The 23,990-nt window shown below is 67.8% G+C and carries 25 protein-coding genes; 10 read left to right on the top strand and 15 right to left on the bottom strand.

Going from position 1 to position 23,990, the window contains the following annotated elements; all coding sequences use genetic code 11:
* Positions 1–40: 40 nt before the first annotated feature.
* From AB7E83_RS04825 to AB7E83_RS04815, 3 genes are all read right to left on the bottom strand, one after another.
* A complete protein-coding gene (locus AB7E83_RS04825; RefSeq protein ID WP_428565883.1) occupies positions 41–1,018 on the bottom strand; it encodes a GMP reductase in 978 nt (325 codons plus the stop codon).
* A 158-nt stretch (positions 1,019–1,176) separates the two neighbouring features.
* Positions 1,177–1,641: a CesT family type III secretion system chaperone gene (locus AB7E83_RS04820; protein WP_428565882.1), complete on the bottom strand. Its 465-nt coding sequence runs from the start codon at positions 1,639–1,641 to the stop codon at positions 1,177–1,179.
* A gap of 110 nt (positions 1,642–1,751) precedes the next feature.
* Positions 1,752–2,507 (bottom strand): hypothetical protein, encoded by a 756-nt coding sequence (locus AB7E83_RS04815; protein ID WP_428565880.1) that lies wholly within the window; start codon positions 2,505–2,507, stop codon positions 1,752–1,754.
* A 30-nt stretch (positions 2,508–2,537) separates the two neighbouring features.
* Here AB7E83_RS04815 and AB7E83_RS04810 point away from each other — a divergent pair, with 30 nt between their 5' ends.
* Together AB7E83_RS04810 and AB7E83_RS04805 are read left to right on the top strand one after the other, a co-directional pair.
* Positions 2,538–4,934 (top strand): UvrD-helicase domain-containing protein, encoded by a 2,397-nt coding sequence (locus tag AB7E83_RS04810; protein ID WP_428565879.1) that lies wholly within the window; start codon positions 2,538–2,540, stop codon positions 4,932–4,934.
* Between the two features lie 146 nt (positions 4,935–5,080).
* The gene (locus tag AB7E83_RS04805; protein WP_428565877.1) at positions 5,081–6,619 is read left to right on the top strand and encodes a calcium-binding protein; all 1,539 of its coding nucleotides are present in this window, start codon (positions 5,081–5,083) and stop codon (positions 6,617–6,619) included.
* Between the two features lie 63 nt (positions 6,620–6,682).
* Here the strand turns inward: AB7E83_RS04805 and AB7E83_RS04800 are convergent, their stop codons facing one another.
* The 4 genes from AB7E83_RS04800 to AB7E83_RS04785 are packed head-to-tail and all read right to left on the bottom strand — an operon-like array spanning position 6,683 to position 9,550.
* Complete coding sequence (locus AB7E83_RS04800; protein WP_428565875.1) at positions 6,683–7,453, bottom strand: iron dicitrate transport regulator FecR; 771 nt, start codon at positions 7,451–7,453, stop codon at positions 6,683–6,685.
* Positions 7,450–8,271 (bottom strand): BPSS1780 family membrane protein, encoded by an 822-nt coding sequence (locus AB7E83_RS04795; protein ID WP_428565873.1) that lies wholly within the window; start codon positions 8,269–8,271, stop codon positions 7,450–7,452. The genes AB7E83_RS04800 and AB7E83_RS04795 overlap by 4 nt, the downstream gene beginning before the upstream one ends.
* Before the next feature lie 41 nt (positions 8,272–8,312).
* On the bottom strand, positions 8,313–9,263 hold the full coding sequence (locus tag AB7E83_RS04790) for a homoserine kinase (RefSeq protein WP_428565871.1): 951 nt from the start codon (positions 9,261–9,263) through the stop codon (positions 8,313–8,315).
* 5 nt (positions 9,264–9,268) lie between these two features.
* The gene (locus AB7E83_RS04785) at positions 9,269–9,550 is read right to left on the bottom strand and encodes a hypothetical protein (protein ID WP_428565869.1); all 282 of its coding nucleotides are present in this window, start codon (positions 9,548–9,550) and stop codon (positions 9,269–9,271) included.
* 118 nt (positions 9,551–9,668) lie between these two features.
* Between AB7E83_RS04785 and polA the strand changes: the two genes are divergently transcribed.
* Positions 9,669–12,485, top strand: a complete 2,817-nt coding sequence (gene polA, locus AB7E83_RS04780; RefSeq protein WP_428565868.1) for a DNA polymerase I — start codon at positions 9,669–9,671, stop codon at positions 12,483–12,485.
* A gap of 101 nt (positions 12,486–12,586) precedes the next feature.
* Positions 12,587–14,284 (top strand): SulP family inorganic anion transporter, encoded by a 1,698-nt coding sequence (locus AB7E83_RS04775; RefSeq protein ID WP_428565866.1) that lies wholly within the window; start codon positions 12,587–12,589, stop codon positions 14,282–14,284.
* Positions 14,285–14,319: 35 nt separating this feature from the next.
* Here the strand turns inward: AB7E83_RS04775 and AB7E83_RS04770 are convergent, their stop codons facing one another.
* Complete coding sequence (locus AB7E83_RS04770; protein ID WP_428565864.1) at positions 14,320–14,562, bottom strand: 4-oxalocrotonate tautomerase; 243 nt, start codon at positions 14,560–14,562, stop codon at positions 14,320–14,322.
* A gap of 44 nt (positions 14,563–14,606) precedes the next feature.
* Between AB7E83_RS04770 and AB7E83_RS04765 the strand changes: the two genes are divergently transcribed.
* The gene (locus tag AB7E83_RS04765; protein WP_428565862.1) at positions 14,607–15,464 is read left to right on the top strand and encodes a ZIP family metal transporter; all 858 of its coding nucleotides are present in this window, start codon (positions 14,607–14,609) and stop codon (positions 15,462–15,464) included.
* Between the two features lie 4 nt (positions 15,465–15,468).
* Here AB7E83_RS04765 and AB7E83_RS04760 read toward each other — a convergent pair whose 3' ends face one another.
* The gene (locus AB7E83_RS04760; protein WP_428565860.1) at positions 15,469–15,855 is read right to left on the bottom strand and encodes a thrombospondin type 3 repeat-containing protein; all 387 of its coding nucleotides are present in this window, start codon (positions 15,853–15,855) and stop codon (positions 15,469–15,471) included.
* Positions 15,856–16,114: 259 nt separating this feature from the next.
* On the opposite strand from AB7E83_RS04760, the gene AB7E83_RS04755 reads away from it, so the two are divergent.
* Both AB7E83_RS04755 and AB7E83_RS04750 read left to right on the top strand, forming a co-directional pair.
* A complete protein-coding gene (locus AB7E83_RS04755; protein ID WP_428565858.1) occupies positions 16,115–16,747 on the top strand; it encodes a DUF4142 domain-containing protein in 633 nt (210 codons plus the stop codon).
* A gap of 34 nt (positions 16,748–16,781) precedes the next feature.
* Positions 16,782–17,405, top strand: coding sequence for a DUF4142 domain-containing protein (locus AB7E83_RS04750; RefSeq protein WP_428565857.1), 624 nt, complete (start codon positions 16,782–16,784; stop codon positions 17,403–17,405).
* Here the strand turns inward: AB7E83_RS04750 and AB7E83_RS04745 are convergent.
* From AB7E83_RS04745 to AB7E83_RS04735, 3 genes are read right to left on the bottom strand one after another with little or no spacing between them, the layout of a single operon-like run.
* Entirely contained in the window at positions 17,383–17,823 is a 441-nt protein-coding gene (locus AB7E83_RS04745; RefSeq protein ID WP_428565856.1) for a DUF4019 domain-containing protein, read from the bottom strand. The two genes, AB7E83_RS04750 and AB7E83_RS04745, sit on opposite strands and share 23 nt — an antisense overlap.
* Before the next feature lie 59 nt (positions 17,824–17,882).
* Positions 17,883–18,158: a type II toxin-antitoxin system RelE/ParE family toxin gene (locus AB7E83_RS04740; protein ID WP_428565854.1), complete on the bottom strand. Its 276-nt coding sequence runs from the start codon at positions 18,156–18,158 to the stop codon at positions 17,883–17,885.
* The gene (locus AB7E83_RS04735; RefSeq protein ID WP_428565853.1) at positions 18,158–18,451 is read right to left on the bottom strand and encodes a hypothetical protein; all 294 of its coding nucleotides are present in this window, start codon (positions 18,449–18,451) and stop codon (positions 18,158–18,160) included. Before AB7E83_RS04735 ends, AB7E83_RS04740 begins: the two co-directional genes overlap by 1 nt.
* 63 nt (positions 18,452–18,514) lie before the next feature.
* Here AB7E83_RS04735 and AB7E83_RS04730 point away from each other — a divergent pair, with 63 nt between their 5' ends.
* The 3 genes from AB7E83_RS04730 to AB7E83_RS04720 all read left to right on the top strand — a co-directional run bounded on the left by AB7E83_RS04730 (position 18,515) and on the right by AB7E83_RS04720 (position 20,887).
* Positions 18,515–19,243, top strand: a complete 729-nt coding sequence (locus AB7E83_RS04730) for a tyrosine-protein phosphatase (protein ID WP_428565851.1) — start codon at positions 18,515–18,517, stop codon at positions 19,241–19,243.
* A 208-nt stretch (positions 19,244–19,451) separates the two neighbouring features.
* Positions 19,452–20,273, top strand: coding sequence for an alpha/beta hydrolase (locus AB7E83_RS04725; protein ID WP_428565850.1), 822 nt, complete (start codon positions 19,452–19,454; stop codon positions 20,271–20,273).
* Positions 20,274–20,449: 176 nt separating this feature from the next.
* Entirely contained in the window at positions 20,450–20,887 is a 438-nt protein-coding gene (locus tag AB7E83_RS04720) for a hypothetical protein (protein WP_428565848.1), read from the top strand.
* Between the two features lie 46 nt (positions 20,888–20,933).
* On the opposite strand, the gene AB7E83_RS04715 is transcribed toward AB7E83_RS04720, so the two are convergent.
* Genes AB7E83_RS04715 through AB7E83_RS04705 form a run of 3 tightly spaced genes read right to left on the bottom strand, consistent with a single transcriptional unit; the run spans position 20,934 to position 23,907 of the window.
* Positions 20,934–21,839 (bottom strand): sulfurtransferase, encoded by a 906-nt coding sequence (locus AB7E83_RS04715; protein WP_428565846.1) that lies wholly within the window; start codon positions 21,837–21,839, stop codon positions 20,934–20,936.
* Between the two features lies 1 nt (position 21,840).
* Positions 21,841–22,740 (bottom strand): DMT family transporter, encoded by a 900-nt coding sequence (locus AB7E83_RS04710; RefSeq protein WP_428566159.1) that lies wholly within the window; start codon positions 22,738–22,740, stop codon positions 21,841–21,843.
* Between the two features lie 9 nt (positions 22,741–22,749).
* On the bottom strand, positions 22,750–23,907 hold the full coding sequence (locus AB7E83_RS04705) for an aromatic ring-hydroxylating oxygenase subunit alpha (protein WP_428565845.1): 1,158 nt from the start codon (positions 23,905–23,907) through the stop codon (positions 22,750–22,752).
* Between the last annotated feature and the right edge of the window lie 83 nt (positions 23,908–23,990).

The following is a 23,990-nucleotide window of genomic DNA, read 5'->3' as shown; positions in this document are numbered from 1 at the left end:
CAGGGGGAGAGGGAGAGAGACCACCGGGAGAGAATGGCAACTACATCAGCAGGTGCTCGCCCGCGTTGTCGCCGCCGAGGATGACGTAGTTCACCTTTCGCACGTCGGCGAGCTTCGTGCCGCCCGCGTAGCTGATCGAGCTCTGCAGGTCTTCCTCCATCTCGCGCAGCGTGTCGACCAGGCGGCCGCGCACGGGCTCGAGGATGCGCTTGCCTTCGACGTGCTTGTACTCGCCCTTGTTGAAGTCCGACGCGCTGCCGTAGTACTCCTTGAACAGCTTGCCGTCGACTTCGACGGTCTTGCCCGGCGATTCCTCGTGGCCGGCGAGCATCGAGCCGACCATGACCATCGACGCGCCGAAGCGAATGCTCTTGGCGATGTCGCCGTTCTCGCGGATGCCGCCGTCGGCGATGATGGGCTTGCTCGCCACGCGCGCGCACCACTTGAGCGCCGAGAGTTGCCACCCGCCCGTGCCGAAGCCGGTCTTCATGCGCGTGATGCACACCTTGCCCGGGCCGATGCCGACCTTCGTGGCGTCGGCGCCCCAGTTCTCGAGGTCGATCACGGCCTCGGGCGTGCCCACGTTGCCCGCGATCACGAAGGCATCGGGCAGCTTCTTCTTCAGGTGGTGGATCATGTCGCGCACCGTGTCGGCATGGCCATGCGCGATGTCGATCGTCACATACTCGGGGACGAGCCCCTCGGCCGCGAGGCGGTCGACGATTTCGTAGTCGGCGGGCTTCACGCCGAGCGAGATGGATGCGTAGGTGCCCGCGGCCCGCATCGCGCGGACGAACGCGACGTTGTCCAGGTCGAAGCGGTGCATGACGTAGAAGTAGCCGTTCTGCGCCATCCAGAGGCAGATCGACTCGTCGACGACCGTCTTCATGTTGGCCGGCACGACCGGCAGGCGAAAGCGGCGTCCGCCGAATTCGATGCCCGGATCGCATTCCGAGCGGCTCTGCACGCGGCACTTGCGCGGCAGCAGAAGAACTTTGTCGTAGTCGAAGATTTCCATCGCAAGCCTCTCGAATGCTGTTGTGAAACAGTGAGCGCTTGGACTGGGCCCGGTACAAAAAAACCGGGTCCCAATGGCTTGGGCCCGGTGTCCGATTCTAGTCGCGCCGCGGCAGTGGCGCTCTCACGGGGAAACTCGGCCCCCGGATCGCCTCGCGCTCACGACGTGGCGGCTTCGGCCTGCCGCTCGGCCGCGTCCAGTGCCTCGAGGAAGAAGCCCTTGCGCCAGCGCAGGGCGAGCGCGACGCCGTCCTCGATGAGCTGCGTGAACTTCCCGGCGCTCGTGTCGGCCAGCGGACACACGCATTGCAGCACGGCGTCGCCGCTCAACGGGTGGCAGGCGAACGACGGTCGCTCGCCCTGCAGCGACAGGAAATTGGCGCGCAGCAGCGCGCGCATGATGTCCGGCGCCGCGTGCTCGTGGTCCCTCATGGGGCCGAGCTCGAACAGGATGAAGGCGCCTTCGGTCGACATCTCGGGATAGAACATCGCATCGATGCTCACGCCGCGGCGCTCGAGGTGGAAGGCGACGAGGCCGTCGTCGTCGGGCACGAGGTCGGGGCAAGCAACCCCCAACCCCTCGCAATAGGCGGCGCATAGCGCCCTGAAGTTCGCAGTGTTCATGACCATCCCTTTCGTTCGTAGTGAGGCCCAATGTATTCAAATGAGTCCATTCGGCACCTAGACAAAGGTCTTGAAGCACGGCGAGACGAAGGACGCGACCCTCTCGACGCTCAGCGTCCGTCGCAGCGCGTCTCCGCAGCGTCCAGCAGCCGCCCGTTGGCGTCCTGCAGCAGCGCCACGACGCGCAGCCGTGAGGGCCGCACGCCCTCGTGGATCTGCATGGCGCGCGTCTCGGAGAACGAGACGGCGGCCGGGTCCCACGACTGGGTAAACACATTGCGGACGAGCTTGCGGGCGACCGGGCTGCCTTCGGTGCCGCGCGGCAGCGACTCGACGAGCAGCAGCCACAGCTGGAACGGTCCGCCGCGCGGCGGCGTGCGGCCGGGTGCGAGATCGACCGACACCGCGATGTAGTCATTCACGCTCGCCCCTTGCGCGATGCGAAGGCGAGCAGCGCGCGGCTGCGCTGGCAGCGGAAGGCGAACGGCATCGCTCGCGAGCGGTGGCTTGCGTTCAAGCGCCTGCACGCGCTCCAGCGCTTCCGGACGCGCCGCCACCGCGAGCGCCGCGTCGTCGCCCTTGCCGCCGGGCAGGACCCAGTCGATCGCGAGTTCGCCCCGGCGCGGCGCTGGCGTGGCCCGGTCCTGCCAACAGGTTTCGCAGTCGGCATTGACGAAGCGCTCGAGCACCGCGACCGGCCGCGGCACGCCGTCGCTGGAGCACGACGCCTGCGCCGCCACCGGCAACGCAGCAGACAGAAGCAGCAGGGACAGTAGGGACAGCAGAGTCACCCGTGGCAGCCGTCGCGAGCGCAGCAGACGCACCGGGGGAATACGGTCGGCGATGGAGCGGGGGCACAGCAACATGCGAGGGGAGGGGGTTCCTACAATGACGCCATGTTCCCAGAAGTCGACAGCGCCTCGCCGCTCCTGCAGCACCTGAACCCCGAGCAGCGCGCCGCGGTCACCCTGCCCAACGAGCATTCGCTCATTCTCGCCGGCGCCGGCTCGGGCAAGACGCGCGTGCTCACGACGCGCATCGCCTGGCTGCTCGCCAACGGCCAGATCGGCCCCGGCGGCGTGATGGCCGTGACCTTCACCAACAAGGCCGCGAAGGAGATGATGACGCGCCTCGGCGCGATGCTGCCGGTCAACGTGCGCGGCATGTGGATCGGCACGTTCCACGGCCTGTGCAACCGCTTCCTGCGCGCGCACTGGAAGCTCGCCAACCTGCCCAGCACCTTCCAGATCCTCGACACGCAGGACCAGCTGTCGGCGATCAAGCGGGTGATGAAGCAGAACAACGTCGACGAGGAGCGTTTTCCGCCGAAGGAAATGCAGTGGTTCATCTCCGGCTGCAAGGAAGACGGCCTGCGCCCGAACATGGTGGAGACGCGCGGCGACGAGGACCGGCGCAAGGTCGAGATCTACCAGCTCTACGAAGACCAGTGCCAGCGCGAAGGCGTGGTGGATTTCGGCGAGCTCATGCTGCGCAGCTACGAGCTGATGCGCGACAACGACCCGATCCGAGAACACTACCGGCGGCGCTTCCGGCACATCCTGATCGACGAGTTCCAGGACACCAACAAACTGCAGTACGCGTGGATCAAGACCTTCGCCGGACCGGAGAACTCGGTGTTCGCGGTGGGCGACGACGACCAGAGCATCTACGCCTTCCGCGGCGCGCGCGTGGGCAACATGGCGGACTTCGTGCGCGAGTTCGGCGTGCGCCACCAGATCAAGCTGGAGCAGAACTACCGCAGCTACAGCAACATCCTCGACTCCGCCAACCAGCTCATAGGCCACAACAAGGGCCGACTGGGCAAGAACCTGCGCACGGACCAGGGGCCGGGCGAGCCGGTGCGCGTGTACGAAGCGCCGACCGACATGGCCGAGGCGCAGTGGATGGTCGAGGAGATCCGCAACCTCGCGCGCGACGGCGTGCCGCGCCACGAGATCGCGGTGCTCTATCGCAGCAACGCGCAGAGCCGCGTGATCGAGACCTCGCTGTTCAATGCGGCCGTGCCGTATCGCGTGTACGGCGGATTGCGCTTCTTCGAGCGCGCCGAAATCAAGCACGCGCTCGCCTACCTGCGCCTGCTCGAGAACCCGAACGACGACACGAGCTTCCTGCGCGTGGTGAATTTCCCGCCGCGCGGCATCGGCGCGCGCAGCGTCGAGCAGCTCGTGGATGCCGCGCGCGCGGCGAACACGTCGCTGCACGATTCGGTGGCCGCGACGACCGGCAAGGCCGGCGCGAACCTCGCGGCCTTCGTCGCGAAGATCGATGCGATGCGCCAGCAGACGCAGGGCACGACGCTGCGCGACATCATCGAGGTCATGCTGCAGCAAAGCGGCCTGGTCGAACATTACAAGGCGGAGCGCGACGGCGGCGACCGCGTCGAGAACCTCGAGGAACTCGTCAACGCGGCCGAGAGCTTCGTCACGCAGGAGGGCTTCGGGCGCGACGCCGTCGCGTTGCCGATCGACGAGCACGGCGAGACGCTGCTGCGTCAGTCGCCCGCGAGCCAGGGGCTCGACCCGAGCCTGCCCGAGATCAACGAGCCGGCGCCCGACTACGTGCCGCCTGATGCGGAGACGGGCGAGACGCTGTCGCCGCTCGCCGCGTTCCTCACGCACGCCGCGCTCGAGTCCGGCGACAACCAGGCGCAGGCCGGCGTCGAGGCGGTGCAGCTGATGACGGTGCATTCGGCCAAGGGGCTGGAGTTCGATTGCGTGTTCGTGACGGGGCTGGAAGAGGGGCTGTTCCCGAGTGAGCGTTCCCTGGCGGACCACGACGGGCTGGAAGAGGAGCGGCGGCTGATGTACGTCGCGATCACGCGCGCCCGCAAGCGCCTGTACCTCTCGCATTCGCAGACGCGCCTGCTGCACGGCCAGACCCGCTACAACGTCAAGAGCCGGTTCTTCGAGGAGCTGCCGGAGCATGCGCTGAAGTGGCTGACGCCGAAGAACCAGGCCTTCGGCGGCTCGGCCTTCGGCTACGGAATGGGGTATCCGACTTCGCGCGGTTCGTCGTCATACGGCGGCGGGTCGTACGGCGGCGCGGGTTCGCGCGGGAGCGAGACCTTCGCCAGCCCGCCGGTGCCGCAGCAGAAGGCCGCGCCCGCGCACGGGCTGCGCTCGGGCATGCAGGTGTTCCACGCGAAGTTCGGCGAAGGAACAGTGCTGCTGCTCGAAGGGACGGGCGACGACGCGCGCGCGCAGATCAAGTTCACGCGGCATGGCGTGAAATGGCTCGCGCTTTCCGTCGCGAAGCTCACGCCCGTGACTTAGTTCCGCAGTCGAGACGGAGGTCTTCAAGCCATCGAAACGATCGCGCAGAGCGCAGTTGGCATACCTTCGTCTTGAGTCTGAGCCGGGGATTTTTCACATCATCGCTCCAGGGCATTTCGCCCTCGATAAATAAACTGGAGCGATCAGTGACATTCGACGTTTTTCCCAAGCTTCCCTCTGGCCTCACGATTGCCGGCGGTTGGCTGACCACCACCGAAGCAAGCGGCGCCAATCACGCGAAAGCCTTCAGGGCGGTTTTGACGAGTCGGCCGAAGGAAGACGTGTTCGTCACGATCCACAATCCCGACCCCACCGAAGGCAGTGTCCAGTCGATGCTCACCTTCACGTCGGAGAACTGGAACGTTGCGCAGACCGTCACCGTGACCGGTGTCGACGATGACCTGGAGGATGGCGACATCTCCTATACGCTGACTGCGACGACCAGCGGCGACGCCGACTATGCGGGGGCGAATGCCAGAACCGGGACCGTTGCCGTCCGGAATATCAGTGACGATGTGGCGGGCCTGACGATCACGGAGGGCTCGCTCACGACCACCGAGGCCGGCGGGCGGGACCATTCGACGGCGTTTACCGCGGTACTCACCTGCCAGCCCACGTCGAACGTCGTCGTCACGGTGACGAATCCTGACACGACCGAAGGCAGCGTCCCGCAGAAGCTCACCTTCACGTGGGCGAACTGGAACGTTGCGCAGACCGTCACCGTGACCGGCGTCGACGACGACCTGGACGATGGAAACGTCACGTACACGCTGACGGCAACGACAAGCGGCGACGCCGCGTACGCGGGCACGAACTCGAAGTTCGACACGGTCGTCGTCACGAATATCGACGACGACGTGAACAGCTTCCAGAGCTACACGCTGGCGGACGGCGAACGCACCCTTGTTCTTCTGGGTGATGCTTCGATCAACGGTGCCGGCAATGCCTGGGACAACCGCATCACCGGAAATTCGACGGCGAACATCCTGGACGGAAAGCTCGGCAAGGACACGCTCATCGGCGGCAAGGGGCACGACACCTACTTCGTCGATAACGTGCGGGATGTCGTCGTGGAGTTGGCAGGCGAGGGCACCGACACCGTGTTCGCTTCCGTCGATGGATACGCGCTGGGATTCGAGGTTGAAAACCTGGTCCTCCAAGGCGCCGCCGTCTTCGGCAAGGGTAACGGCGGCAATAACGTGATCTCCGGCAACGGGTTGGCGAACGATCTGTCGGGCGGTCTCGGGGCGGACACGCTCAGCGGCGGCGCCGGTGCCGACACTCTGACCGGCGGCGATGGCGCGGATGTCCTCTTCGGCGGCGATGGAAACGACGCAATGCGTGGCGGTGCCGGCCGTGACGTCCTGACCGGAGGCGCCGGCGGCGACACCTTCATTTTCGGGCAGCTCGACAGCGTTGCAGGAGCTCCGCGCGACCGGATCGCCGACTTCAGCTGGGGAGACCTCATCCGCTTTGAAAATTTCGACGCCAACGCGCTTGTTGCGGGGCGGCAGAAGTTCAGCTTCGTTGGAGCACAGCAGTTTTCCGGAAATGCCGGAGAGCTGCGGTTCGCGAACGGCCTGCTGGCGGGGGACGTGAACGGCGACCGGGTTGCCGACTTCGAAGTCGAGATCGTCGGCATGCAGGTCGTTGTCGGTGGGATGCTCGGCTACATCGACGCCTAGAAAGCAGGCTCCGACCCGCATCCCGCCGGCACGGGGTTCACTGGAATCGCGGCGGTTCCTGCTTCACCGCGCGGGCGCCGGCGCCGGCGGCCCCACCGGATGCATGTACTCCGGCTGCGGCTCCATGTAGCCGCGGCCGTCCTTCTCGCCACGGCGGCCCATCGCCACCCAGTTGGGTTGCTGGTTCACCAGCTTCGCGACGTATTCGACTTCCTCGTCGGTGTGATTGATCGCCCGCGCGGGAGTCAGCAGTCGACCCCCCTTCGGCTGCGGCTCGCCCCAGAACGACTGGTGATAGTCCGCTCGCGAGGTCGCGCGGTCGCCGCCCGAGGCGAGTTCCACCACGCCGTAGCAGTTGCAGAAGTAAGTGCGGTAGGCCTCGGCCGAGAAGATCTCGGTGTACACGCCCGTGCCGCGAATGCCGGCTGTCAATGTCGGCGTCGTGATCTGCCGCGAAGAGCCCTTGCCCCACACGCTGACCACGGCGCCCGTCAGCATGCGCAGCACGCTGATGGAGTTCAGCGTCGCGCCGCGTTCGACCACCAGGCGCGAGTTCTGCCGCACGTGGAATGCCGAACTGCCCACGACGAACACCACGGTGGAGTTCGGCCCCGTGGCGAGCTGGTCGCCCGACTGGATGAAGGCGCCGGGCCGCAGCCGCTCGCCGTTGACGATGGCGTCGCCCTGCAAATCCACCACGTTGCTGCGCTGTTGCGCCCAGGCCGCGGCGAAGCCGCCCATCGACGTCCATGCGGCCGCGGCCTGCAGGAAGCCGCGGCGGCGGAACCAAAGCACTTCTTCTTCGGTGCGGCCGCGCAGGATGTGATCGCTCATGGTGGGGGTCCTCCAGGAAGTTCCAGGGGAGAGGCGGGTTCGTCGGTCACGAAGCTGTCGCGGAAGGTGAAGTACATCGACGCGCACATCGCCGCCATGACGAGCAGCGCGACCGGCGACACCGCCTGCAGCGACGGCGCGGAGCCGAAGATCGCGAAGAAAAGGCTGAGCACGGCGCCCACGGCGAACAGGGCCAGGAGCCAGCCGAGGCCGAACAGCACGAAGGCCCCGAAGTTGCGCAGGAACGCGACCGCGCTGAAGAACAGCGCCTTCATCGGGCTCAGGCCGTGCCAGTACACGAGCGCCGGCGCATGGGAGAAGAGCACGAGAAAAGGCAGTTGCAGCAGCATGCCGAGCAGGAGGCCCGGCTGCGCCATCGGGTTCGCCATGGCGGCCGAAGCGGCGGCCGAAGCCGCGGACGCGGCGGGCGCGGCCGGCGACGTGCCCTCCATCTGCGTGCCGAAGGGAAGCGTGACGAGGTGGATGAGGAGCAGCACGGCCGCGTAGATCGCGCCGAGCAGCAGCATGTCGCGGGTCTTCTGCCGGCCGGCGCGGAAGGCCGTGAGCAGCACGGAGGGCATCGGGAACTTGCCTTGCGACGCGGTCCGGGTGGCGGCCATCATGCCGAGCGTGCCGGCGGGCATGAGCACGGCGGACGCCAGCGCGCCCACGAACGGGATGAGCAGCAGCAGGGTGAGCGTCATCGCGAACAGCATGAAGAACAGGCCCGAGAGCGCGAGCGGCTGGCGCAGGAAGGTGACGACCCCGAGCCGGACCCATTGGATGCCGGCGCGTGCCGGAACGATGTTGAGTTTCACGGGGCGGATGCGCGGCGGGCGTGGGTTCGGGGTGGACGGAGCTACAGGATATCCGCGTGCAGCAGACGTTCGCGCAGCACGCGTTCGAAATGGGCGGGGTCGTGGGGTTTCAGCAGCGACGCCTCGCGCGGCAGGTGGAAGTCCCACAGCCGCGAGATCCAGAAGCGCAGCGCGCCGGCCCGGAGCATGGCGGGCAGCAGGCGGCGCTCGGCGCTGGCCAGGGGCCGCACGCCCGCGTACGCGTCGAGGAAGGCCTTGGCGCGTTCCGGCACGCCGCGGCCGGTCGGCAGGTCGATGCACCAGTCGTTCAGGCACACCGAGATGTCGAACAGCCAGGTGTCGACGCCGGCGAAGTAGAAATCGAAGAAGCCCGAGAGCCGGCCGTCGTCGAACATCGCGTTGTCGCGGAACAGGTCCGCGTGGACCGGTCCGCGCGGCAAGGCCATGTAGGCCGATCCCTGGGCCACGTGGTTCTGGTAGGCCAGTTCGCTCTTCAGCAGGTCGGCCTGCGCGGATTCGAGGTACGGCAGCACGACCGGCACCGTCTCGTTCCACCACGGCAGCCCCCGCAGGTTGGGCTGCGTGCGGTTGTAGTCGCGCGCCGCGAGGTGCATGCGGGCGAGCATCTCGCCCACGCTCGCGCAGTGCGCGGCGGTGGGCGCGAGCTCGCTGTGGCCCGGCAGCCGGTTCACGACCGCCGCCGGCTTGCCGCAGACCTGGTGCAGGATCTCGCCGTACTTGTCGGCGGCGGGGTCGGGCACCGGAATGCCGCGCTGCGCCAGATGCTTCATCAGGTGCAGGTAGAAGGGCAGCTGCTCGGCGGAGAGTCGCTCGAACACGGTCAGGACGTACTCGCCCACGCTCGTGGTCGCGAAGTAGTTGGTGTTCTCGATGCCGCCCTGGATGCCGCGCAGCTCGCGCAGTTCGCCGAGCCCAAGGGCGTGCAGGAGCGTGCGCGCCTCGTCGTCGGAGACTTCGGTGAAGACCGCCATGGGCTTTAGAAAGCCAGCACGTTCCAGACGCGCTGGCGGTCGCCGCGGCGAATTTCGTACGCGGGCAGGCGCGAGCCCTTGGGCTGCACGGTGATGCTCTGCGTCTCGCCGCCCACCCGAAGCTCGTCGATGCGGTTGCCCTCGTCCTCGATGCGGATGCGCTCGATCTTCTGGTTCTTGCGCGGATCGAGGGACTCGCGGGTTTCGGCCGCGGCGGCTGGCGCCTGGGCGAAGGCCGCGAGCGGCGCGAAAGCGGCCGCCAGGAGAAGGGCAGGGAGGAAGCGCATGGCCCCGGATTGTAGGCCGGGCACAATCCGGGATATGACCCCCACGCTTGTCACTTCGTGTACTGCGCTGCCCCCCGAGGGGGCCTCAGCCTCCTTGAGGCGGCTCGGCGGAGGCTGAATGAGCGAAGAAGAACAAGGCAGGAAGGTCCTGCTGCTGGTCGACGGGTCCAGCTACCTCTACCGTGCCTTCCACGCCATGCCCGACCTGCGGGCCGTGCCGGGCGATCCCGCGAGCGCGGCCACGGGCGCGATCCGCGGCATGATCAACATGATGCAGAAGCTCAGGCGCGACGTGCGCGCCGATTACGCCTGCTGCGTCTTCGACGCGCCGGGCAAGACCTTCCGCGACGACCTCTACCCCGACTACAAGGCGACCCGCTCGCCGATGCCCCCGGACCTGCGCGCGCAGATCGAGCCGATCCACGAGGTCGTGCGCCTGCTCGGCTGGAAGGTGCTGAACGTCCCCGGCGTCGAGGCCGACGACGTGATCGGCACGCTGTCGTGCATGGCTACGCAAAAAGGCATCCACACCGTCATTTCCAGCGGCGACAAGGACCTGTCGCAGCTCGTGAACGACCATGTGATCGTCATCGACACGATGAACGACCGCCGACGCGACGCCGCGGGGGTCGAAGCCGAGTTCGGCGTGCCGCCGCGCCTGATGGTCGATTACCAGACGCTCGTGGGCGACGCCGTGGACAACGTGCCCGGCGTCGACAAGGTCGGCCCCAAGACGGCCGTGAAGCTGCTCGCCGAGTACGGCTCGCTCGACAACCTGGTCGCGAATGCCGACAAGGTGAAGGGGGCCGTCGGCGAGAACCTGCGCCGCGCGCTCGACTGGCTGCCCAAGGGACGCGAGCTGCTGACGATCCGCGTCGATTGCGACCTGAAGGACCACATCCCCGGCTTCCCCGAGCTCGACGACATCGTGATCGGCGGGCAGGACAGCGAGGCGCTCAAGGCGTTCTACGAGAAGTACGGCTTCAAGGGCCTGGTCAAGCAGCTCGAGACCCACGACGTGCCGCCGGAGCTGATCGAGGAGCATCGCGGCGCGAAGCGCGCGGGCCCGCCAGCGCAGGGACACGCCGACCTGTTCGACGAGCCCGACCTGTCCGGTATCTCGCAGGTCGCCAACCTGCAATACGACACGATCTTCACCTGGGAGGCGTTCGCGCCGTGGCTCGCGCGCATCGAGTCGGCGGACCTCGTCGCGCTGGATACCGAGACCGATTCGCTCGACGAGATGAAGGCGTCCATCGTCGGCCTGTCGTTCTCCACGGAGCCGGGCGCCGCGTGCTACATCCCGCTCACGCACGACTACCAGGGCGCGCCGCAGCAACTGCCGCGCGACGAGGTGCTGGCGAAGCTGAAGCCGTGGCTGGAGAACGGCGAGCGGAAGAAGCTCGGCCAGCACGTGAAGTACGACCGCCACGTGTTCGCGAACCACGGCATCGAGGTGCGCGGCTACGTCCACGACACGATGCTGCAGAGCTACGTGCTCGAAGTCCACAAGCCCCACGGACTCGCGAGCCTGGCCGAACGGCATCTCGGGCGCAGCGGCATCGACTACGAGACCATCGCCGGCAAGGGCGCGCACCAGATCGGCTTCAACCAGGTGCCCATCGAGAAGGCGGCCGAATACTCCTGCGAGGACTCCGACCAGACGCTGGACGTGCACCTGGCGCTGTGGCCCAAGCTCGAACGCGAATCGAAGCTGCGCTTCATCTACGAGCTCGAGATCGAGTCGAGCGAGGTGCTGTTTCGCATCGAGCGAAACGGCGTGTTGATCGACACCGAGGAGCTCGGGCGGCAGGGCCACGAACTCGGCCAGCGCATCATGCAGCTCGAAAAGGAAGCGCACGAGCTCGCGGGCCAGCCCTTCAACCTGGGCAGCCCCAAGCAGATCGGCGAGATCTTCTTCGTGAAGCAGGGCCTGCCGGTCGTGAAGAAGACCGCGAGCGGCGCGCCCTCGACCGACGAGGAGGTGCTGGAGAAGCTGGCCGAGGATTACCCGCTGCCCGCCAAGTTGCTGGAGCATCGCAGCCTGTCGAAACTCAAGGGCACCTACATCGACAAGCTGCCGCTCATGGTGCATCCGAAGACGGGCCGCGTGCATACGCACTACGCGCAGGCCGTGGCGGTGACGGGGCGGCTTTCGTCCAACGATCCGAACCTGCAGAACATCCCGATCCGCACGGCGGAGGGCCGGCGCATCCGCGAGGCCTTCATCGCGGCGCCGGGCCACTGCATCGCGAGCGCGGACTACAGCCAGATCGAACTGCGCATCATGGCGCACATCAGCGAGGACGAGGCGCTGCTGCGCGCGTTCCGCGAGAACCTCGACGTCCACCGCGCCACGGCCGCCGAAGTCTTCGGCGTCGCCCCGGGCGAGGTGTCGAGCGAGCAGCGGCGCTATGCGAAGGTCATCAACTTCGGGCTGATCTACGGCATGAGCAGCTTCGGCCTCGCGCGCAACCTGGGCATCGAGAACTCGGCCGCGAAGAACTACATCGACCGCTATTTCCAGCGCTATCCCGGCGTGAAGGCGTACATGGACGAGACGCGGCTTTCGGCGAAGAGCCGCGGCTATGTCGAGACCGTGTTCGGCCGCCGGCTCTACCTGCCCGAGATCAACTCACCCAACGGCCCGCGCCGCGGCGGCGCCGAACGCGCGGCGATCAACGCGCCGATGCAGGGCACGGCGGCGGACCTGATCAAGCTGTCGATGGTCGAGGTGCAGAAGACGCTCGATTCGCAAGGGCGCCGCACGCGCATGATCATGCAGGTCCACGACGAACTCGTGTTCGAGGTGCCCGAGGACGAGGTCGACTGGCTGAAGACGGAGATTCCGCGGCTGATGGCCGGCGTGGCGGAACTGCGCGTGCCGCTGCTCGCGGAGATCGGCATCGGGCCGAACTGGGACAAGGCGCACTGAGCGTCGTTGGGGGTTCGGCGCCGCGCACGAACTTGCCCTGCCTTGACGATCAATATATCAAACGATAGAATATCGTGAAATAGATCGAAAGAGGAGCGAGCATGACGAAACCGTGGCTGCCGAGGTGGTTCGCGGGCTACGACCGGGGCAGGGCCGTCCAGGACCTGGTCGCGGGCATCGTGGTCACGATCCTGCTGGTGCCGCAAAGCCTCGCGTACGCGATGCTTGCGGGACTGCCGCCGCACGTGGGCATGTACGCCAGCATCCTGCCCCTGGTCGCCTACGCGGTGCTCGGCTCCAGCATGACCCTGTCGGTCGGGCCGGTGGCCGTGGCGTCGCTCATGACCGCTTCCGCAGTGGCGCCCCTTGCCGCCGCCGGCAGCGCGGAGTACGTGCTGCTGTCGATGCTGCTGGCGCTCCTGGGTGGCGTCGTGCTGCTGGTGCTCGGCCTGCTGCGTATGGGGTTCGTGGCGAATCTCCTGAGCCACCCCGTCATCTCCGGCTTCGTGACGGGCTCGGCCGTGCTCATCGCACTGGGTCAGCTGAAGCCGCTGCTGGGCATACCCGCCAAGGGTGGGACGGCTCTGGAACTGCTCGTTTCGCTGATCTCGCGCGCGAATCAGCTCCATCTGCCCACCGCCATGCTGGGACTGTTTTCCGTGCTGGCATTGTGGGCGTCGCGCCGATTCCTCGCGGACGGACTGCGTCGCGCGGGCATGGGGGCCAAGGGCGCGGAAATCCTCGCGAAGCTGGCCCCCATGGTGGTGGTGCTGCTCGCCATCACGGCCGTGTGGGCGTTGAAGCTGGACGTCGGCGCGGGCGTCGCGGTCGTGGGGACCATCCCGGCAGGACTGCCGGCTCTGGGGTTCACGCTGCCATCCATCGGCCAGGTGCAAGCCCTTGCGATTCCCGCCGTGATGATCGCGCTGATCGGCTTCGTGGAGAGCGTCTCGGTGGCGCAATCGCTCGCGATCAAGCGGGGGGAGCGGATCGACCTCGATGCGGAACTCCGCGGCCTGGGCGCTGCCAACCTGGCGAGCGCCTTCTCCGGCGGCTTCCCCGTCACCGGCGGCTTTGCACGCAGCGTGGTGAACTTCGCGGCTGGCGCCCGGACGCCTGTCGCCGACGTCATTGCCGCCGCTCTCATGGCAGTGGTGCTGCTCGGCCTCACCGGACTCTTCGAGAGGCTGCCGCTCGCGGTGCTCGCGGCGACCATCATCGTTGCAGTGATCGGTCTGGTGGACCTCGCGACGCTGCGGCACGCCTGGCACTACGACCGGGCCGATGCCATCGCCTGGCTGGTGACGGCGCTGGGGGTTCTTGCGCTCGGGGTCGAGTCCGGCGTCGGGCTCGGTGTCGCAATGTCGATCGGCACCGTTCTCTGGCGTGCCAGCCGGCCGCACATTGCCGTTGTGGGACGGGTGGGGGACAGCGAGCACTTCCGCAACGAGCAACGCTTTGCCGTGAAGACCTATCCCGGCCTGCTGCTGATGCGGGTCGACGAAAGCCTCTTCTTCGCCAATGTGCCGGCGGTCCTCAACCGCATCGAGGAGGAGATCGAGCGGCGAGGGGACGTCCGGCATCTCGTCCTGGACTTGTCCTCGGTCAATCGCATCGACCTCACGGCCGTCGAGGCTCTCCAGCGCCTCCAACCCGACCTGCGTGAGCGCGGTATCGAACTGCACTTCGCGGAGGTCCGCGGTCCCGTGATGGACAGGCTCGCGCAGACAGACTTGCCGCAGAAACTCGCCCACAAGCCCTTCCTGAGCCTGCACGAAGCCGCCGGCACGCTTGTGTAGGCGCCTCGGGGGTCCTCGTTGCTGACCACCCCCTCCTAGCCGGCCTTCTTCTTCTTGAGCTCCGACCACATCTCGCCGCCCGTGGCCCAGTCGGTGGGTTTGATGTCGTACAGGATCACGTCGACGTTCGCCGGCGTGCTGCCGATGGTGTCGACGCAGGCTTGCGTGAGCGCCTTGACGAGGGCGCGCTTCTGCTCGTCGGTGCGGCCTTCGAAAAGATCGACGCGGATGGTGGGCATGATGGTGCTCCTGTGAATTCGACAGCGGCGATTGTGCAAGACTCCATGGTTCCGCGTTTGCGACCGCCCATCCGTTTCCCGCCTTGACGACGCTCATTCCCATCCTTCTCGCCACCTTCGCGGCCGGCATCGGCAGCGTGTGGCTCGCGGCCGGCCTCCTGCGCCTGGGCTGGTCGCCGGGCGAGGCGCCGCAGGCGCGCGGAAATGCGACGCAGCACCTGCTGAGCGTGGCGGCAGGCGCGCTGCTGGCGACCGCCTTCATGCACCTGCTGCCCGAAGCGATGGAGAGCCAGGCGGGCGCGAAGGAACTGTTCGCGACCCTGCTCGTGGGCATCGTGTTCTTCTTCCTGCTGGACAAGGCGGAGCTGTGGCACCACGGGCATGAGCACCACCACCATCACGATCACGGGGATGTCCACGGCCACGGGCATCCCCATGCGCACGAGGCGCATCGCCCCGCCCATCACCACGCGCCGCCGCCGCGCAACACGGCCGGCGGCTGGGCGATCCTCACCGGGGACAGCGTCCACTGCTTCGGCGACGGGGTTCTCATCGCCTCGGCCTTCGTCGCGGACCTGCGCCTGGGCATCGTGGCCGCGCTCGCCGTGCTGGCGCACGAGATACCGCACCACATCGGCGATCTGGTCGTGCTGCGCCAGAACAGCGGCAACCGCCGGGCGGCGCTCATCAAGGTGTCGCTGGCGGGGGCGGTGACGCCGCTGGGCGGCTTGCTGGGCTGGTGGCTCGTCGACCGGCTGCAGGCGCTTCTACCCTACTTCCTCGTGGTCGCGAGCAGCAGCTTCATCTACGTGGCGCTGGCGGACCTGATTCCGCAATTGCAGAAGCGCCTGGGCGCGCGCGAGACGGTCGCCCAGGTCGCCTGGCTGCTGGTTGGCATCGGGATGGTGACCGTGGCCGGCAGCTTCGCCCACGCCCATTGACCGATCAGCGGCGCCAGCCGTTGTTGGGGCTGCGGTCGCGGCGGTTTGGCACGCCGTCGCCGTCACGGTCGCGGTCGAAGCGGTTCGGGATGCCATCGCGGTCGAGATCGCGGCCGCGGCGATGGCCATGGCCATACGCACGCTGGGGCGCGTAGTAGTACGAGGCACCGAATACCGGGGCGGGCGCGTAGTTGTAATACGTGCCGTAGACCGGGGCGGGCTGGTAGTACACCGGCGCGGGCGGGTAGTAGTACGGCGTCGAATAGGCGGGCACGCCGATCTGCACGCTCCAGGAGGTGCCGGCCTCCGCCTTCGGCGCGGCGAGCGCGGCGGCGACTGCCGCGGTGGCGATGGCGGCGTAGGCGACCCACGGTTTCCGGATGGCGATCATGTTGGTTCTCCTTCTGCGCTCGTGGCGCGATGTGGCGCGATGCATCGATGCTGCGCCGCGTTTGTGAAGCCGGGCGGGCTGCATTGCAAAGGAAATGTGAACCTCGCAACCGCCTGCACGGCACCGGGCGCGTCCGTCCTACAACTCATCGGCGGTTTTCCCACATGCGGCGGTGTGCGGGCGGCCTATCGTTTGTAGGTCGATGCCGGGTCACCTCTGCATTCAATTCACACATGTTCGAACGAACGGGAGTCAGGAAATGAACAGATCCATGTTGGTCGCACCGGCGGTGCTGGCGCTCGCGCTCTCCACCGCCTTCGCCCAGTCCACCACATCCACCCCCGGCGCCGGCAGCTCCGTCACGGGCGGCGGCGCGGCGCCCGCCGCGCAGGCCGGCGCGGGTACCCGCAACGCGCCCACGAAGCAGGACGACAAGCTCGCCCGCGGCGACCGCAAGTTCATCGAGACGGCGGGCGAGAACGGGATGTTCGAAGTCCAGATCGCGCAGCTGGCCGCAAGCAAGGCCACCGACGCGCAGGTCAAGAGCTTCGCCAGCATGCTCGTCGACCATCACACGGCCGCGAACAACGAGCTCGTGAAGATCGCGAATGCGCGCGCGGTCGAGTTGCCCGCGGCCCCGCCGCGCGGACTTCGCAAGGACATCGAGAAGCTCGGCAAGAAGACGGGCGCCGAGTTCGACAAGGACTTCGTGAGGGAAGTCGGCATCAAGGACCACGAGAAGAACATCAAGCTGTTCGAGAAGGCGAGCAAGGACGTGAAGGACGCCGAGCTCAAGGCCTTCGTCGACAAGACGCTGCCGGTGCTGCGCCAGCACCTGGCGGCGGCGAAGGCCCTGCCGCAGGCGGGCGGCAAGGGCGCCGGCAAGGGCTGAACGAGTTCACGGCGGCGACGCCGGAGGGAGGACGATGAAGATGGTGTGCGCGGCCGCGGCCGCGGCGATGGTTTTGGCACTGGGCACGACGGCCCGGGCGCAGTCCCACGCGGCCTACCGGCCGGCGTTCGCGCCCGCCGGCAACGGCGCTGCGGCCGTGCAAAAGCTCACGCCCGAGCAGCGCCAGGAACGGCGTTTCCTGCAGGAGGTCGCGGGCAACCTGCGCTTCCAGGCCGAGGCGTCGCGGCTCGCGCTGGCCCGCTCCGCCGACCCGCGCGTGCGGCAGGTGGCCGCGGCGCTCGTCAATCATGCGGCGGCCACGCAACCGGAAGTGCTGCACCTGCTGCACCAGCGCGGCATGGCGCTGCCGCTGCGGGGCAACGACGAAGTGCGCGTGATTCGCGCCCTGGCTGCTGCGTCGGGTCCGAAGTTCGACCGCGTGTATCTCGACGAGGTCGCCCTGAAGACGAACACGAACGATGCCGCGCGCTTCGAGCGCGTCCTTGCCGTGTCGCGCGATCCGCAGTTGCAGGCCTGGGCGCAGCGGCACCTGTCCACGGTGCGCTACCACGTCGTGCTGGCCGGCGGACGGCCGGCGTCGACGGCCACGATGGGCGCGCCGCGCGCCGTGATGCTCAGCGGACCTGGTAGCCCGTGACGCGCCAGCGCGCGTCGGGCTCGCGCATCACGGTCAGCGTTTCCTCGACTTCCTTGTTCTCGAACTTGCTGCGGAAGGTGGCGGTCACGTAGTCGCCCTTGCCGGGATGCCCCGGCAGCGAGTCCTTGTACCCGGTGCCCACCACGCTGCGCTCGACGAGGTTGCCGAGCGGCTGCCGGACCTGCGGAATGGCGTCCATCCATTTGCCCAGCGGCACGTTGCGGCGGAAGAGGGCGCTGGTGGACTCCCAGGCAGTGCCCCAGTCGCGCCGATCGAGCACCAGCAGGAAGCCCTGCGCGGTGATGCGCCCGGCGTTTTCCTTTTCCTTTTCGGGGTCGGGTGCGGCGTCCTGTGCCCAGGCGGCGAGGGGAGCCGCGAGCGCGGCGAAGAGGGCGGCGCGGCGTGAAATCGGAATCATGATGGTCGCAGTCTAGCCGCAGGGGCCGGCCCATCGGCTGGCGGCGGAAACATCTTTGCTCAATACACCTCGTCGTGGCTCCCCACCTGGATCGGCACGATCGTCGTCTCGCGGATCACGAACTCGATGGTGATGCGGTACGAAAGGGTGATCGACACCGAATGCAGCCCCTCCCGCCGACCGGCCAGCGCGTGAAGGCGCAGCGATGGATGATGGGGATTCGCCTCGAGCAGCGCCAGCGCCTTGCCGTATTGCGTCTTCAGGTCGGGATGCCGCCGCAGGAACTTGAGTTCGTTCTTGAGGTACGACTCGGTGAACCGCAGGCGCCAGGCCATCAGCCGCGCTTCTTGCGTGCAGGCGCCGCGTCGGCGGCGAGCAGGGCCTCCAGCCGTTGCATGTGTTGTGCCGCGGTCTCGACGATGACGCGACCCGCCGCTTCGTCGGCCCGGCTCTGCGCCAGGGCGGCGTCGAGCTCGCATTCGCGGAGGTAGCGGTACTGCGCCATGTCCATCACGACGAACCGCTCCTTGCCGCGCACGGAGATGCTTGCCTCCGGCTGGGCAGAGAGCTTCTCCTCGATGGCGGCAACGCCGCGCGTCTTGAGGTCGTTCGCGGTCAGGCTGTTCATGGTGTGATTCTAAGCACGATTCGGCGTACGATGAATCGTGCGATCAATGGTACCATCGTCGGCATGACGCCTCTCCCCACGCGCCCCGCCAACTTCCGCGACCTCGCGCTGCACGTGCCGGTGGACCTGCGGCTGCGGCCGCGCACGCTGTATCGCAGCGACCACCTCGGCGCGCTCGACGAAAACGATTCCCGCCAGATCCACGCGCTCGGCATCGCCCGCGTGATCGACTTCCGCGGCGTGACCGAGCGCGAGTCGGCCGCATGTCGCGTGCCCGGCGTCGCGGTGCATTCGCTCGCCATCGAGCCGACCATCGTGCAGAAGCTGCACACGCTGCTCGATGCGGGCGCGGAGCTGTCGGCGGACGACGTCGTCGAACTGATGCGCGACACCTATCGCGGCTTCGTGCGCACGAATTCCGACCGCTTCAGGGAGTTCTTCGGCCACCTGCTGGAGAAGAACGAGCCTACCGTATTCCACTGCACCGCGGGCAAGGACCGCACGGGCTTCGCCGCGGCCCTCGTGCTCGGCGCGCTCGACGTGCCGCACGAACATGTGCTGGCCGACTACCTCGCGACCAACGACCACCTGAACCCCGACGGCCCACAGGGCTGGACCTTGCCGCCGCAGGTGGCGCACGTGATGTACCGCGTGCAGCCGGAGTTCCTGCAGGCCGCTTTCGATGCGGTGGACGAGGATTACGGCGGGCTCGAAGGCTATCTGCGCGACGGCCTGGGCCTGCGCGAGCCCGAGCGCGCGCGCCTGCGCGAGCTGTACCTCGTTCCTGCATAACGAACGGTCGGCGTCCTACGTGCCCCAACGCGGGGTGCCGACAGGTCGCGCGCACCACGCTGGACCACACTTGCTTCAACGGTCGGCAACCGCCGGCCTACAAGATCGAAGCGAGAAGAAGGGAGTGGAGCGATGGCCAACGCGATTCGTCCGCAGCAAGGCAACGCCAATGGCAAGCGCAGCCGCTAGCACTGGCCGGGGAGGCTCCATGGTCTACGCCCTCTTCTCCGCCACCGTCCTCGCCGCCGTTGGCGCCGTCTACGCAGCTGCCATCGGCTACCTGTGGCTGCGCCAGGAGCGGCTGCTGTTTGAGCCCGAGGCCTTGCCGCACGACGAACCCATCGCGAAGGACGCCGATACGCACGAACTGTTCGTCGACGTGCCGGGCGCGCGGCTGTCGGTCGCCCACCTCAAGCGGGAGAATCCGCGCGGCGTGTTCTTCTTCCTGCACGGCAACTCGGGCAACCTCAAGAAGTGGTTCGTGGAGCTGGACGCGTTTCGCCAGGCCAACTTCGACGTCGTGATGTTCGACTACCGCGGATTCGGCAAATCGAGCGGCTGCATCGCGAGCGAAGAGCAGCTGCGCGCCGACGTGTCCGCCGTGTGGGAGCATTTCGCGCCGCAGTACGAAGGCAAGCGGGTCGTGATTTCGGGGCAGTCGTTGGGAACGGGGCTGGCCGCGGGCCTCGCCGCGCAGTTGTGCGCGGCGGGCCGCGCGCCAGACCTCACATTGCTCGTGTCGCCCTACAGCAGCATGCGCAACCTCGCGTCCGAGCTTTATCCCTGGGTGCCCGTCGAGCGGGTGTTGCGCTACCCGCTGCACACGCTCGACCATGCGGCCAAGCTGCTCGGCCCGGTGATGCTGATCCACGGCGAGAAGGACGAGCTCATCCCGATCAGCCACAGCGAGAAGCTGTGCAGCGTGGTGCGCGGAGCGCAACTCCTGCGCGTGACCGGCGCCGGGCACAGCGACGTGCATCAGTTCCCCGATGTGCGCAAGGCGCTCGCCTCGGCGCTCGGCAGGCTTTGAGCGCTGCGTAGCTCTTCTCTTCTCCGCCCTGCTGTCCTACAAGCTTCGGCAGTCGCGGATGACACAGCCGCAGCGGGGCGTGTCTAGAGTGACCGCAGGACCCGACCCGGGCGCCCTTTCCACCCAACCACCCACCCGATCTCCTGCGAGATCGATAGAGACTCAAGGAGCTACCCATGAACAACCCCACACTCACCCGTTGCGCCACTGCCCTGGCCGTCGTGGCCGCCCTGTCGCTGGGCGCCTGCGGCAAGAAGGTGGACGACACGACCGCCACCAGCTCGACGCCCACCACCACGACCCCGATGCCGTCCTCGACGGACAGCGCCAGCTCGACGTCGAGTAGCACCCCGAGCACGACGGATTCCAGCACCTCCGGCATGACCGCGGGCAGCGGCTCCACGGGCACCTCCAGCACGGACACGGCCTCGACGGCGGGCTCCGGCACGTCGATGGGCGCTTCGGGCACCGCCGGCACGACCACGGGCACCTCGGGCATGGCCGGCACGCCGGGCATGAGCAGCACGGACGCGTCCACATCCGCCGGCGGCGGCAGCATGGGCTCGACGGGCGCGATGAGCAGCACGCCCAGCACCACGACCACGACGCGCTGACGATGACGGGGCTCGCGCCCCGCCAGACCCGGGCGACCGGGTCTCCTCAGCCCCCAGCGGCCGGTCCTTTTGCGACCGGCCGTTTCGCGTCGCCGCACCACTCGCTCCAGCTCCCGGCATAGAGCGCCGGGCGCCCCAGTCCGGCGACTTCCATGGCGATCACGTTCGGCAGCGCGCTCACGCCGCTGCCGCAGTGATGCACGACGCTCGCGGCGTCGCGGCCGGCGAGCAACTCCTCGAACTCCGAGCGCAACTGCGCCGCGGACTTGAAGCGCCCGTCGGCGCCCATGTTCTGCGTGAAGGGGCGATTGAGCGCGCCGGGAATGTGGCCGGCCACCGGATCGAGCGGCTCCACTTCGCCGCGATAGCGCTGCGGCGCACGCGCATCGATGATCGTGTGCTTCGGCGTGCCCAGGGCGCTTTCGATCTGCGTGGTCGTGACCAGCGTCGCGCGCGGCTCGCCGAGTTCGAAGTTCGACTGGAAATGCGATGGCTCCGCGCCGCTCGCGACCTTCCCGCCGGCCGCCTGCCAGGCCTGCAATCCGCCATCGAGCACCTGCACGGCCTCGTGGCCGGCCCACCTCAGCATCCACCACAGGCGGCCGCAGTAATTGGCCCCGTTGCGGTCGTAGACCACGGCGCGCATGTCGTTGGCGAAGCCCACGCTGGAGAGCCAGATCGCAAACTTCTCGCGGCCGGGCAGGGGATGGCGGCCGCCCGATGCGGCGTCGGGATGGGGCTGGTACTTGCCGCTCGCGTCGGGCGTGCCCTTGTCGCTCAGGTCATGGTCGAGGTGCGCATACACCGCGCCGGGAATGTGCGCCTGCCGGTACTGCTCCTCGCCGGCCGCGGGGTTCATGAGGTCGAAGCTGCAGTCGAACACCATGTGCCGCGCGCCGCTCGCGCGCAGGGCGAGGAGTTCCTCGGCGGAAATAAGGGGGCTGTTCGTCATGTCAATGTTCCTCCGCGGGCGAGTCGGGCGCTGCGCGCGCACGCAGCACGGTGGCCGCGATGCCGCTCGCGACGATCAGCGCCATGCCGGCCCAGCCGAGGAGCGGAATGCGATCGCCGAAGAGCAGCAGGCTGTACAGCGCGCCGAACACGATGCCCGAGTATTGCAGGTTGGCCACGACCAGGGTGGACGTCTCCGCATATGCGCGCGTCATGCAGAACTGCCCCAGCGCCGCGAGCAGGCCGATGGGCAGCAGCCAGCCGGCGCGCGACCAGTGCCAGTCGGACGCGGTCCCGACGGCCGTGCCGGTCGCCAACATGCCCACGAGGCCGCCGATCGCCGAGCCCAGCGCGAAATAGAACACCGTGCGCGTCTCCGGCTCGCCCAGCCGGCCGAGCGCCATGACCTGCAGGTACGCGATCGCGGCCGTGAGACCCGACAGCAGGCCGATGACGGCCGCGAACAACTGGTCCTGTTCGAGCGTGGGGCGCAGCATGAGGACGACGCCCGCGAATCCCGCCGCAACGGTGGCCGCGAGCGGTCCCTGCCGCAGCGGGGCGGCCAGACCGTCGCGCGGATTCCACGCGAACAGCGCGCCGCCGATGAGGAAGACGGCGATCCACACGCTGCTCATGTAGTTGAGCGTCATCGCGGTGGCGACCGGCAGGTACGCGATGCTGTAGAACCACGCGCCGAGCGAGATCACGCCCACGACGCTGCGCCACAGGTGCATCGAGCCGTAGGCGGTGGCGAGCGTCTCGCCGCGCGAGCGCGCCCACAGCCACATCAGGAGCATGCCGATCGCGCCGCGGTAGAACAGGATCTCGGCCGTGCCGAACCATTCGGAGGCGATCTTCACGCAGACCGCCATCGTCGCGAAGAAGAACGACGATAGAAGGATCCAGGCCACTCAGGCGGCCGGCACGTGCGCGCCCATCATCTCGCGGTACCACTCGTGGAAGTGCTGCATGCCGTCTTCCATCGGGCTCTGGTAGGGGCCGACCTCGTTGTCGCCGCGTTCGTGGAGCGCCTTGCGGCCGGCGTCCATGCGCAGCGCGATCTCGTCGTCCTCCACGCAGGTTTCCATGTACGCCGCGCGCTGCGCCTCGACGAACTCGCGTTCGAAGGCGGCGATCTCCTCGGGGTAGAAGAACTCCACCACGTTGACCGTCTTCTGCGGCCCCTTGGGCAGCAGCGTGGAGACGACCAGCACGTTGGGATAGAACTCCACCATCACGTTCGGATGAAGGGTGAGCCACACCGCCCCGTGCTTCAGCGGCTTGTCGCCCTGGCAGCGCAGCACCTCGTCGTGCCACTTGCCGTAGACGTCCGAGCCGGCCTTGCCCAGCGCGTTGGCGACGCCGACGGTCTGCACCGACCAGTGCTTGCCGAAGTCCCAGCGCAGGTCGTCGCAGGTCACGAAGTTGCCCAGGCCGGGGTGGAACGGGCCGACGTGATAGTCCTCGAGGTAGACCTCGATGAAGGTCTTCCAGTTGTAGTCGACCTCGTGGAGTTCGACGTGGTCCAGCACGTAACCGGAGAAGTCGAAATGCTCGGGCGTCGGGCCGAGGCGGCGCATCGCGGCATTCACGTCGAAGCCGTTGGCCTCGAACAGCAGCCCGTTCCAGCTCTGCAGCGGATAACGCTTGAGGCTCAGGCAGGGGTCGTCCGCGAAGCGCGGCGCGCCCAGCAGCGTGCCCACGGGGCTGCCGTTGCCGCCGCTGTAGGTCCAGCGGTGCAGGGGGCAGACGATGTTGCCGCCGGAGCCGGAGGCGCCGTGTCCGGGCGCGATGGAGCCGCGCCCGCGCAGCATCACGGCCTGCCGATGGCGGCAGACGTTGGAGATGAGCTCGATGCCGGCGGGCGTGCGCACGAGGGCGCGCCCCTCGCCCTCCTGCGGGAGGGCCAGGTAGTCGCCGACCTCGGGCACTGCCAGTTCATGGCCCACGTAGCGTGGGCCGGGCTGCAAGATGGTCTCCATCTCGCGCGTGAACAGCGCCTCGTCGAAATAGCTGGAAACCGGAAGTTGACTTACGGCCTGCTTGAATTGAAGACTTAAATCAGACACGGGAACCTGACCTAGAGACTCCCCCTATGAAGGGGCAGGGCCGCGACTGCGCGCGGGGGTACGACCAAGGAGGGGCGATTCTA

The sequence above is a fragment of the Ramlibacter sp. genome (assembly GCF_050250995.1).
GTDB lineage: Bacteria > Pseudomonadota > Gammaproteobacteria > Burkholderiales > Burkholderiaceae_C > Ramlibacter.
The sequence above is the reverse complement of the archived record's forward strand: the minus strand, read 5'-3'. Positions and strand labels throughout refer to the sequence as shown.

Bases quoted from the DNA above. Each gene is read 5' to 3' on its own strand.
- AB7E83_RS04725 (WP_428565850.1), top strand. From the start codon at position 19,452: ATGGTCTACGCCCTCTTCTCCGCCACCGTCCTCGCCGCCGTTGGCGCC.
- AB7E83_RS04740 (WP_428565854.1), bottom strand. From the start codon at position 18,158: ATGGCCTGGCGCCTGCGGTTCACCGAGTCGTACCTCAAGAACGAACTC.
- AB7E83_RS04715 (WP_428565846.1), bottom strand. From the start codon at position 21,839: ATGACGAACAGCCCCCTTATTTCCGCCGAGGAACTCCTCGCCCTGCGC.
- AB7E83_RS04790 (WP_428565871.1), bottom strand. From the start codon at position 9,263: ATGGCGGTCTTCACCGAAGTCTCCGACGACGAGGCGCGCACGCTCCTG.
- AB7E83_RS04785 (WP_428565869.1), bottom strand. From the start codon at position 9,550: ATGCGCTTCCTCCCTGCCCTTCTCCTGGCGGCCGCTTTCGCGCCGCTC.
- AB7E83_RS04735 (WP_428565853.1), bottom strand. From the start codon at position 18,451: ATGAACAGCCTGACCGCGAACGACCTCAAGACGCGCGGCGTTGCCGCC.
- AB7E83_RS04760 (WP_428565860.1), bottom strand. From the start codon at position 15,855: ATGATCGCCATCCGGAAACCGTGGGTCGCCTACGCCGCCATCGCCACC.
- AB7E83_RS04800 (WP_428565875.1), bottom strand. From the start codon at position 7,453: ATGAGCGATCACATCCTGCGCGGCCGCACCGAAGAAGAAGTGCTTTGG.
- AB7E83_RS04730 (WP_428565851.1), top strand. From the start codon at position 18,515: ATGACGCCTCTCCCCACGCGCCCCGCCAACTTCCGCGACCTCGCGCTG.
- AB7E83_RS04815 (WP_428565880.1), bottom strand. From the start codon at position 2,507: ATGTTGCTGTGCCCCCGCTCCATCGCCGACCGTATTCCCCCGGTGCGT.
- AB7E83_RS04750 (WP_428565857.1), top strand. From the start codon at position 16,782: ATGAAGATGGTGTGCGCGGCCGCGGCCGCGGCGATGGTTTTGGCACTG.
- AB7E83_RS04745 (WP_428565856.1), bottom strand. From the start codon at position 17,823: ATGATTCCGATTTCACGCCGCGCCGCCCTCTTCGCCGCGCTCGCGGCT.
- AB7E83_RS04755 (WP_428565858.1), top strand. From the start codon at position 16,115: ATGAACAGATCCATGTTGGTCGCACCGGCGGTGCTGGCGCTCGCGCTC.
- AB7E83_RS04720 (WP_428565848.1), top strand. From the start codon at position 20,450: ATGAACAACCCCACACTCACCCGTTGCGCCACTGCCCTGGCCGTCGTG.
- AB7E83_RS04810 (WP_428565879.1), top strand. From the start codon at position 2,538: ATGTTCCCAGAAGTCGACAGCGCCTCGCCGCTCCTGCAGCACCTGAAC.
- AB7E83_RS04825 (WP_428565883.1), bottom strand. From the start codon at position 1,018: ATGGAAATCTTCGACTACGACAAAGTTCTTCTGCTGCCGCGCAAGTGC.
- polA (WP_428565868.1), top strand. From the start codon at position 9,669: ATGAGCGAAGAAGAACAAGGCAGGAAGGTCCTGCTGCTGGTCGACGGG.
- AB7E83_RS04820 (WP_428565882.1), bottom strand. From the start codon at position 1,641: ATGAACACTGCGAACTTCAGGGCGCTATGCGCCGCCTATTGCGAGGGG.
- AB7E83_RS04775 (WP_428565866.1), top strand. From the start codon at position 12,587: ATGACGAAACCGTGGCTGCCGAGGTGGTTCGCGGGCTACGACCGGGGC.